This window comes from Mycobacterium sp. ML4 (assembly GCF_054515735.1).
Genome location: NZ_JBTNSY010000072.1, coordinates 1 through 1,886, shown reverse-complemented (window position 1 = coordinate 1,886; position 1,886 = coordinate 1). Strand labels below are relative to the sequence as shown.

The following is a 1,886-nucleotide window of genomic DNA, read 5'->3' as shown; positions in this document are numbered from 1 at the left end:
GGGTATGAAGCCGGAGATGCCTGTCCCGCATGTGATGCGCTATGGCGCGATCGCGTTTGCCCCGACCGGGGCGGTGGGTATGGCGCAAGGTTACCCGAACAAGGCGCTAGCAGAACAAGCCGCTTTGCAAAAGTGTGGCGATAAGGACTGCCGTGTAATCATCAGCTTCAACCTCTGCGGCGCGGTCGCCTCTGATGGCGCGAGTTACCAAGGCGGAACTGGCTACACACGGGCAGCAGCGGAAGCTGACGCCATGAACAGGCTAGGCAACGGCAAGATCGTTAGCTCGGTGTGCAACTAACCTCGCCGAGTGGTTTGGTCAGAGTCCTGAGGCCTCGCGACCGCCAAGTTCGCCAGCACCAGCCTCTGGGGTTGACCCCGTTTGGTAGACACAGGGTCAGGCGGCTTGTGCCGTCTGATTGAATCGGTCTTCGAAGTCGACCGGACTGATCATACCCAGGGCTGAGTGCCGTCTGCGTCGGTTGTAGACCCGCTCGATCCAGTCACCGACGGCCAGCTTGGCCGCTGCGCGGCTGGGCCACAGATATCGGTCATAGAACTCGACTTTCATTGTGGCCCAGAATGATTCGGCTGCAGCGTTGTCCCAGCACACACCGGTGCGCCCGACTGAGCGGGCCAGGTTGTGGCGATCGGCGAACCGGGCCAGCTGGGCTGAGGTGTACTGACAGCCGCGATCCGCGTGCAACACGACCGTCCCGGCCAGCTCGCCGCGCATCGCGACCGCCATCGACAGCGCGGACTCGACGAGGTCGGTACGCATGTGCTCATCGAGGGCCCAGCCGATCACCCGCCGCGAGCATCCGTCACGGACCGCACACAAGTACAGCCAGCCCTGCCCGGTGCGTAGATAGGTGATGTCGGAGGTCCACACCCGGTCCAGCTCGCCGGTGTCGAACCGGCGCCCCACCAGATCCTTCGGTACCGGCGCATCCAGGTCGACCACCGTGGTCGCCGGGGCGAATCGGCGCGGGCAGATCCCGGCCAGCCCCTGCCGGCGCAGCGACGCCGCCACCGTCTTGCGCGACACCTGCTCGCCGTCCTCGCGCAGATCGGCCAGAATGCGCGGCGCCCCGTAAACCCCGTCAGAGGCCTCGTGGAACGCGGCGACCTTGGCGTCGAGTTCGCCACGTCGCCGCCGCGACGGGGACGGGTCGCCATCGCGAGTTTTGCGCCATTTGTAGAACCCCGACCGTGACACCTCCAGCAGATCGCACATCCGCCTGACCGCGTAGGTGGCCTTCTCCGCCTCGATCACCCGATAGGCTTCTACCGGTTCTGTTCGGAGACGAAGAAGGCCGCGGCTTTTTTCAAAATGCACGGTCCAAACGCAATTCGGCGTTTTCTCGGCGCAGACGCTCCAGCTCTGCGCGCTCATCGGCATCCAGCACCGCGCCAGTATCGCCACCCGCGGCCAATTCCTTCGCTAGGCGCACCCAACGACCCAGCACTTGTTCACCGACACCAATCTCAGCAGCGACGTGCGCCACCGGTCGGCCCGTCTCGATCACCAGGCGGGCAGCCTGATCCCGGAACTCCGGGGTGTACTTCCGACGCTTGCCCGACATACGGACAACCTTCCCGCAGGACCAGCAGTCCCACCAGTTAGGTGTCCACCATCAGGGGTCAATCCCAGGTCGTATCCGCTCAGATTTCGAACAGCATGGCGCTGAACAAGATAGCCATGCCGGCGGCCATCATCGCCTGGGCGAGATTCCCCAGTGGCTGAAAGCGCTTTGTGGCGTGCTGCCGCTCTACGAGGTATCTGGATGCCCAGAAAGCTGCTGCGGTCGCGAAGATGATGGCGCCGATCCAGTTCACTGTGGTGAACCAGCTGGGCGCTCCGCGGCTTGCCGGTTCGTTCATTA

Annotated in this window: 3 protein-coding genes; 1 reads left to right on the top strand and 2 read right to left on the bottom strand. The window is 64.1% G+C overall.

Translation table 11 applies throughout. The features are described 5' to 3' along the window. A partial coding sequence (locus tag ACX9NE_RS29230) for a DUF4189 domain-containing protein (protein ID WP_459365258.1) occupies positions 1-301 on the top strand: 301 nt, incomplete at its 5' end. 96 nt (positions 302-397) lie between these two features. Here ACX9NE_RS29230 and ACX9NE_RS29225 read toward each other — a convergent pair. Both ACX9NE_RS29225 and ACX9NE_RS29220 read right to left on the bottom strand, forming a co-directional pair. After that, positions 398-1,586 (bottom strand): IS3 family transposase gene (locus tag ACX9NE_RS29225; RefSeq protein ID WP_459365257.1). Its coding sequence is split into 2 segments (ribosomal slippage): positions 398-1,331 and positions 1,330-1,586, totalling 1,191 coding nucleotides; the frame shifts between segments, so codons are not numbered across the junction. Positions 1,587-1,665: 79 nt separating this feature from the next. Continuing rightward, positions 1,666-1,886: DUF5134 domain-containing protein (locus tag ACX9NE_RS29220; RefSeq protein ID WP_459370951.1), on the bottom strand; the 221-nt coding region annotated here is incomplete at its 5' end.